At 71.6% G+C, this 6,793-nt stretch carries 8 protein-coding genes; 4 read left to right on the forward strand and 4 right to left on the reverse strand.

All coding sequences use genetic code 11. The features are described from left to right. Positions 1–81: 81 nt before the first annotated feature. The 4 genes from ABZY57_RS31540 to ABZY57_RS31555 all read right to left on the reverse strand — a co-directional run bounded on the left by ABZY57_RS31540 (position 82) and on the right by ABZY57_RS31555 (position 1,953). Entirely contained in the window at positions 82–384 is a 303-nt protein-coding gene (locus ABZY57_RS31540) for a hypothetical protein (RefSeq protein ID WP_356517774.1), read from the reverse strand. Positions 385–551: 167 nt separating this feature from the next. Next, entirely contained in the window at positions 552–779 is a 228-nt protein-coding gene (locus ABZY57_RS31545; protein ID WP_243335978.1) for a DUF3107 domain-containing protein, read from the reverse strand. Positions 780–952: 173 nt separating this feature from the next. Next, positions 953–1,591 (reverse strand): TetR/AcrR family transcriptional regulator, encoded by a 639-nt coding sequence (locus ABZY57_RS31550; RefSeq protein WP_356517776.1) that lies wholly within the window; start codon positions 1,589–1,591, stop codon positions 953–955. 146 nt (positions 1,592–1,737) lie between these two features. Next, the gene (locus tag ABZY57_RS31555; RefSeq protein WP_356517778.1) at positions 1,738–1,953 is read right to left on the reverse strand and encodes a hypothetical protein; all 216 of its coding nucleotides are present in this window, start codon (positions 1,951–1,953) and stop codon (positions 1,738–1,740) included. 120 nt (positions 1,954–2,073) lie between these two features. Here ABZY57_RS31555 and ABZY57_RS31560 point away from each other — a divergent pair, with 120 nt between their 5' ends. The 4 genes from ABZY57_RS31560 (at position 2,074) to ABZY57_RS31575 (ending at position 6,738) form a co-directional block, all read left to right on the forward strand. Beyond that, complete coding sequence (locus tag ABZY57_RS31560) at positions 2,074–3,078, forward strand: alpha/beta hydrolase (RefSeq protein ID WP_356517780.1); 1,005 nt, start codon at positions 2,074–2,076, stop codon at positions 3,076–3,078. Positions 3,079–3,081: 3 nt separating this feature from the next. Further along, positions 3,082–4,665 (forward strand): DUF3152 domain-containing protein, encoded by a 1,584-nt coding sequence (locus ABZY57_RS31565; protein WP_356517782.1) that lies wholly within the window; start codon positions 3,082–3,084, stop codon positions 4,663–4,665. A 46-nt stretch (positions 4,666–4,711) separates the two neighbouring features. After that, positions 4,712–4,807 (forward strand): Ms4533A family Cys-rich leader peptide, encoded by a 96-nt coding sequence (locus tag ABZY57_RS31570; RefSeq protein ID WP_356517784.1) that lies wholly within the window; start codon positions 4,712–4,714, stop codon positions 4,805–4,807. Positions 4,808–4,998: 191 nt separating this feature from the next. Beyond that, positions 4,999–6,738 carry an ABC transporter substrate-binding protein gene (locus tag ABZY57_RS31575; RefSeq protein WP_356517786.1) on the forward strand — a complete coding sequence of 580 codons (1,740 nt, stop codon included), beginning with the start codon at positions 4,999–5,001 and terminating at the stop codon, positions 6,736–6,738. The last annotated feature ends 55 nt before the right edge of the window (positions 6,739–6,793 follow it).

Consider the following 6,793-nt stretch of genomic DNA (forward strand, 5'->3'; position numbering starts at 1 on the left):
CCGCACGGAAGCTTCCGTGCGGGGGCCGGCATACGTCTGTCAGCGGGGGCGTCTGAGCGGGGGGTCCGTCAGCGGGGGCGTCTAGCCCCGCGTCGGAACCGAAAACGGAGTCCTGTGGGACGGCCTCCCCGTCCGGCCGGCGGGCCGCAGGAGCAGGGACAGCACCACCGCCGAGACCAGCGCGCCGCCGACGAGGGTCGCGAAGAGGGTGTTGTGCCCGGGGCCCAGCGCGGTGTGCGTCAGATAGGCCCCGAAGAGGGCGCCCGCCGCGCCGCTCGCCAGCACCGTTCGCGGAGAGGGCAGCCGCGGGCCGAACGCACGGACGGCCGCCGCGGCCAGGGCCAGGCCCAGGAGAGCGGAGCCGAGCGCCTCGATCAGCAGCATGGGGAATCCTCTCGAACGTCGGACGTACCGGGGCGTACCGGGAGCGTGGTGCCTAGAGCGCTCCTACCCGAAGCGGAGGAAACGGAAACGGCCCGGCGGGTCGTCCACCGGGCCGTTCTCGGTACTTCGGGTACTGCGGGTGCCCCGTGGTGCTCGGAGCGCTCGGCTCAGAGCGCGCCGAAGCCGACCTTGCGCGCGCTGGGCTCGCCCAGGTCGACGTACGACAGGCGCTCGGACGGCACCAGGACCTTGCGGCCCTTGATGTCCGTGAGGCTCAGCAGCGGCGCCGAGCCGGACAGGGCGGCGGTGACGATGCTCTCCAGCTCCTCGGCACTCAGGTCGCTCTCGAGCACGATCTCCCGGGGTGCGTGCTGCACGCCGATCTTGACCTCCACGGCCTTGTCCCTCCGACGGTCCGGTTCGCGCGATCTGCCGCGCCGTTACCCGGTCCACATTAGCCCGGAGAGACGACGTGTCCGCCGCGCGCCGGAAACGCTCGCAGCGAACAGCCGCCGGTCAGACCGGCGGGGACCGCCGGGGCCGGCCCGGAGAGCCGGGCCGGCGCAGGTCAGGCGTCCGTCGGGTGCAGCGGGAAGCCGGCGATTCCGCGCCAGGCGAGGGAGGTCAGCAGGCCCACCGCGGTGTCACGGGCGACCGGGCTCTCGCTCGACAGCCAGTACCGGGCCACGACCTGCGAGACCCCGCCCAGGCCCACGGCCAGCAGCATCGACTCGTCCTTCGAGAGGCCGGTGTCCTCGGCGATGACGTCCGAGATGGCCTCGGCGCACTGCAGCGAGACGCGGTCGACGCGCTCGCGGACCGCCGGCTCGTTCGTGAGGTCGGACTCGAAGACCAGCCGGAAGGCGCCGCCCTCGTCCTCGACGTACGCGAAGTAGGCGTCCATGGTCGCGGCGACGCGCATCTTGTTGTCGTTCGTCGACGCGAGCGCCGTGCGCACGGCGAGCAGCAGGGCCTCGCAGTGCTGGTCCAGGAGCGCCAGGTAGAGGTCGAGTTTGCCGGGGAAGTGCTGGTAGAGCACCGGCTTGCTGACTCCGGCACGCTCCGCGATGTCGTCCATGGCCGCTGCGTGGTAACCCTGCGCGACGAAGACCTCCTGGGCTGCGCCCAGAAGCTGGTTGCGCCGGGCCCGGCGCGGAAGTCGCGTGCCCCGCGGACGCGCTGCCTCGGTCTGCTCGATGGCTGTCACGCCGCCTCCCACTTTCTTTAGAACACAATGCGCCTTGCGTCGCGCGGCCATCGTACTTTTCGGTAACCGAATCTGGAGGGTTCAAGCCGAGTTTTCTCGCGGTACGGACCGCCGGTCACCTGCCGGAGATGCTGGTCAGCGCTTGCTCAGCGGTAATCGTCCTCGTCCAGGGCCACCACCCGGGTCTGCTCGGCGGCGTCCCCGTCGGAGGCTTCGCGCTGGCCCACGGGGGTCAGCGGATCGTCCTCGACCGGATTCAACTCCGCGTTCTGCTCCGCCGCGTCCGCCTCGGGGGCTTCCACATCGAGGTTTTCCGGCAGCTCTGACTGGAAGGTGTCCGGTTCCGCAGGGTCGACAGTCATGGAACACCCCTTTCCACCTACGAGCCTAGGAGGATCGCGCATACCCCGCTAGGCGGCTCCGCAAGCATCTGTGACGGCGAACACAAGGGGAGCCGCGTGATCGTCTCGTAACATTGCCCCATGTCTTCGACCGAGCTGCCGGGCGTACGGTCCACCGCCGCGTCGTCTTCCCAGGTGGGAGCCGTGCGAGTGGCCGAAGGGGAGCAGCTGCGCACCGACCGGCTGCCCGGGCTGGAAATGACCGTACGGTTCCGCCCCGCGGTCCGGGCCGGTCTGCCGCCCGCGCTCTTCGTCCACGGGCTCGGCGGATCCTCGCAGAACTGGTCCGCGCTGATGGCGCGCTTGGCCGACCACGTCGACGGCGAGGCCGTGGACCTGCCCGGTTTCGGCTGGTCCCCGCCACCCGCCGACCGGGACTACTCCGTGACCGGCCTCGCCCGCGTCGTGATCCGCCACCTCGACGCCGCCGGACGCGGACCGGTGCACCTGTTCGGCAACTCCCTCGGAGGGGCCATCTCGACCCGGGTCGCGGCCGTCCGGCCCGATCTGGTGCGCACGCTGACGCTGGTCTCCCCGGCCCTGCCCGAACTGCGCGTGCAGAGATCGGCCGTGCCGACCGCCCTGCTCGCCGCACCCGGCATGGCCGGGCTCCTCGACCGGCTCACCCGCGGTCTGAGCGCCGAGCGGCGCACCCGGGGGCTGACGGACCTCCTGTACGGCGACCCCTCCCGGGTGAAGCCCGAGGTGTTCGAGGCGGCCGTCGAGGAAATGGAACGGCGGCTCGCGCTGCCGTACTTCTGGGACGCGCTGAGCCGTTCCTCGCGCGGCATCGTCGACGCGTACACCCTCGGCGGGCAGCACGGACTGTGGCGCCAGGCGCAGCGGGTGCTCGCACCGACCCTGCTGGTCTACGGTGGCCGGGACCAACTCGTCTCGTACCGTATGGCGCGCAAGGCCGCCGCTGCCTTCCGGGGTTCGCGGTTGCTGACGCTGCCCGAGGCGGGGCACGTGGCGATGATGGAGTACCCCGAGGTGGTCGCGGCCGCCTTCCGGGAGCTGCTGGAGGCCACGGGCGGCGGGGACACCGCGCACACCATGAATACCGACGAGGACGGCAAGGGCTGAGACGTGGGACGACATAGTCGCAAGGAGCCCGCCCCGGCTTCCGGCCCCGGCCATCCGCAGCCGGCCGAACGGGCCGGTGTCCGGGCCTCCGCCCCGGCCCCGGCCGGGTGGGCCGAGCCGGCCGCCGCCCCGCGCGGGTACGCGGCCCCGCCGCGCCACGAGCCGGTGTCCGGCGCGCGCGGCGGCCATCCCGAACAGCACGAGCCCGGCGGAGCCTGGGGTGCGGCCGCCGGTACCGCCGTGACCTACGGGGACTGGCGCGGGGCCCCGCGCACCCGGCCGGCGCCCGGCACGGGCGCACCCGCCCCGGTCTACGGCGGCCCGGTCTACGACACCCCGGTCTACGACACCCCGGTCTACGACACCCCGTCCCATGGCGCCCCGTCCTACGGCGCCCCCGTCTACGAGACCCCGGCCTTCGGTACCCCCGCGGTCGGCTTCCCGCAGGTCACCCTCGACCCGCCGATGACCGCGACGGGCTCGCACCGCCGGATCCCCGTCCACGAGGACGCCTTCGCCACGACCGGCTCCCACCGCGCCTTCCCGGTGGCCGAGGACGCCTTCACCGCGACGGGCTCGCACCGCCGGATCCCGGTCCACGAGGACGCCTTCGCCGCGACGGGCTCCCACCGCGTGGTCCCCGCCGTCGAGGACCTCTTCACCGAGGACGCCTTCACCGCCACCGGGTCGCGCCGCCGGATCCCCGCGCCGCGTACGCCGGTCGATGCCCCCGTCGAGGAGGCGCCCGAGGCAGGGCGCGGCGTCAAGGGCCGTACGTACGCCGGGATGGCCGCCGCGGCCGTCACCGTCGTGCTCGCCGTCGTCGTCGCGGGCCAGGCGGCCTCCGAGAACGACAGCGCCAAGAACGACGTCCGCGCCGCCGACGACGGCAACCGCCACACCACGCAGGGCAACTCCGCGGCCTCCCGCTCCGACGGGCGGCCCACTCCGGACGCCTCCGCGGCGATCAAGGCCGCGCCGGAGCTGACGTACGACCAGAAGATGGCGCAGCAGTTCCCGATCGACGCGAAGCTGAAGGGCTCCGGCGCCTTCGACACCGTGCCCGGTGTGGCGCAGGGGCCCGGCAAGGGGCAGGTGGTCCGTTACCGGGTCGACGTGGAGCAGGGGCTCGGCCTGGACGCGCAGTTGTTCGCCGAGGCCGTGCACCGCACGCTGAACGACGACCGGAGCTGGGGCCACGGCGGTACGAAGACCTTCGAGCGGGTGCCGGGCGGCGAGGCCGATTTCGTGATCACGCTCGCCAGCCCCGGGACCACCGGCGTCTGGTGCAAGAAGTCTGGGCTCGACACCACCATCGACAACGTCTCCTGCGACTCCGCGTCGACCGACCGCGTGATGATCAACGCCTACCGCTGGTCGCAGGGTTCGGCGACGTACGGCGCCGACCAGATGTTCGCCTACCGCCAGATGCTGATCAACCACGAGGTCGGCCACCGGCTCGGCCACGGCCACGTGAGCTGCCAGACACCGGGCGCGCTCGCCCCGATCATGCAGCAGCAGACGAAGTCCCTGGACATCAACGACATCCAGTGCAAGCCCAACCCCTGGGTGTATCCGGGTAGTTGATCATCCGCGTTGACAAGCCGTCCGATGGTCGGTCATTGTTCTCCGCATGTCGCACCTTCACACCACCACCGCGAGCGCCGCCCTTGAGCTGGCGCTGCTTGGTGTGACCGCGCACAGCGTGGCCGACATCTTCTGTCGCTGACGCCTCCCTGAGCGCGCGACGTCCTGCCTTCTCCGTCGTTCCGCCGCGCCCGGGGCCCTTTCGCCCGCAGGTGCGGCGTCTTCCTTCCTCCGTCCCCGCCGTCGGCATGCCGCCGACCGCGCCGACGTGGACCGCTGCCCCTCGCGTGGCCTTTTCCGCATCTCCCTTCACGCCGAGAGGTCCCTTTTCCCATGGCCCGTCAGTCCCTCATATCGATCCGCGTGGCCGCGGTCGCCGTCAGCGTCGTTCTGGCCGGGGGCGCCGCCGCCTGCGGGCCCCAGGACGGCGCGGACAAGGCCTCCACCGGCGACAAGCCGGGCGCCGCCGGGGCCGCCCCGCAGAAGGGCGGCACCCTGACCGTCCTCAACAACGAACCGCAGAGCGACTTCGACCCGGCCCGCCTGTACACCTCCGGCGGCGGCAACGTCCCCTCGCTCGTCTTCCGCACGCTCACCACCCGCAACCGCGAAGCGGGCCCGGCCGGCGCCAAGGTGGTGCCCGACCTCGCCACCGACCTCGGCAAGCCCAACGCCGATGCCACCGAGTGGACGTACACGCTCAAGGACGGGCTGAAGTACGAGGACGGCTCGCCCATCACCACCGCCGACATCAAGTACGGCATCGAGCGGTCCTTCGCCGCCGAGCTGTCGGGCGGAGCCCCGTACCTGCGCGACTGGCTGGTCGGCGGCGAGACGTACGAGGGCCCGTACAAGGACGGCGGCAAGGGGCTCGAGTCGATCGTCGTGCCCGACGCGAAGACGATCGTCTTCAAACTCCGCAAGCCCGAGGGCGAGTTCCCCTTCCTCGCCACGCAGACGCAGTTCGCGCCCGTGCCCAAGGCCAAGGACACCGGGGTCACGTACGAGGAGCACCCGGTCTCCTCGGGCCCGTACAAGGTCGTCAAGAACGACAACGACGGCGAACACCTCACCCTGGAGCGCAACGAGAACTGGGACGAGAAGACCGACGAGGAGCGCAAGGCCTACCCGGACAAGATCGACGTCCGCTCCGGGCTCGACGCGGCGGTCATCAACCAGCGCCTGTCCACCAGCTCCGGCGCCGACGCGGCCGCGGTCACCACCGACACCAACCTGGGTCCGGCGGAGCTCGCCCAGATCGGAGACGACAAGGAGCTGAGCGGGCGGGTCGGCACCGGGCACTTCGGCTACGTCAACTACCTGGCCTTCAACCCGAAGATCGCCCCCTTCGACAACCCGAAGGTCCGCCAGGCCGTCTCCTACGCGATCAACCGCACCAGCGTGATCAACGCGGCCGGCGGCTCCGCCCTCGCCGAGCCCGCCACCACCTTCCTGCCCGAGCAGGAGGCCTTCGGCTTCACCACGTACGACCACTTCCCGGCCGGGAAGACCGGAGACCCGGCCAAAGCCAAGGAACTGCTGGCCGAGGCGGGCTTCAAGGACGGGCTGACCATCACGCTCACCCACTCCAACGCCCAGAACCGGCAGACCAGCCCCGAGGTCGCCACCGCCGTGCAGCAGGCGCTCGCCGCCGCCGGGATCACCGTCAAGCTGGAGGGGCTGGAGAACAACGCCTTCAACGAGAAGCGCTGGAACGTCAAGAACACCCCCGGCTTCTTCCTCTCCCGCTGGGGCGCCGACTGGCCGTCCGGCGCACCTTTCCTCGCGCCGATCTTCGACGGCCGCCAGATCGTCACCAACGGCAGCAACTACAACCACGCCCAGCTCGACGACCCGGCCGTCAACACCGAGATCGACGAGATCGCCAAGCTCACCGACCTCGCGGCGGCCGGCAAGCGCTGGGGCGCCCTCGACAAGAAGATCGGTGAGCAGGCGCTCGACGTCCCGCTCTTCCACCCGGTCTACAAGCGCCTCGTCGGCAAGGACGTCAAGAACGTCGTCATCAGCGACTGGACCGGCGTCCTCGACATCTCGCAGGTTGCCGTCAAGTGACCCTCCTCGCCGACCGGCCGGCGGCCGGGCCCGGGGCGACCGCCCCGGGCCCGGC

This window comes from Streptomyces sp. NPDC006450 (assembly GCF_040612195.1).
In the GTDB taxonomy this organism is placed as follows: domain Bacteria; phylum Actinomycetota; class Actinomycetes; order Streptomycetales; family Streptomycetaceae; genus Streptomyces.